This is a genomic window from Halomonas sp. BM-2019, from assembly GCF_017584085.1.
The window spans coordinates 6,438-6,714 of sequence record NZ_CP071922.1 but is presented as its reverse complement, the minus strand read 5'-3'; the positions used below and the strand labels follow the sequence as shown (position 1 = coordinate 6,714).

Below are 277 nucleotides of genomic sequence, written 5' to 3'. Positions count from 1 at the left end.
ATGATGACGATGCTGACCGCCTTGATCACGAAGCCGGCGGCCAGGGTGGCCATGTCGAAGCGCCCCATCACCGGGCCCAGAAACCCCTGGAAGGGGCGCACCGCCGGCTGGGTGATCTTGACCACCGACTGGCTGATGGGGTTGTAGTAGTCGGCCTGGGATGCCTGCAGCAGGAAGCGCAGCATCAGCAGGAAGATGTACAGGTTGATCAGGGTGTTGACCAGCAGCAGGCCGGCATTTCCCATGAGGGTTCCTCCATGTCGTGGGCGGGCCGCCG

At 63.9% G+C, this 277-nt stretch carries 1 protein-coding gene; it reads right to left on the bottom strand.

Annotated features, from left to right (window positions below; translation table 11 throughout):
- The coding region (locus J5F18_RS00040; protein WP_346300339.1) for a YggT family protein at nt 1-245 on the bottom strand (245 nt) is incomplete at its 3' end.
- Nucleotides 246-277: the final 32 nt, after the last annotated feature.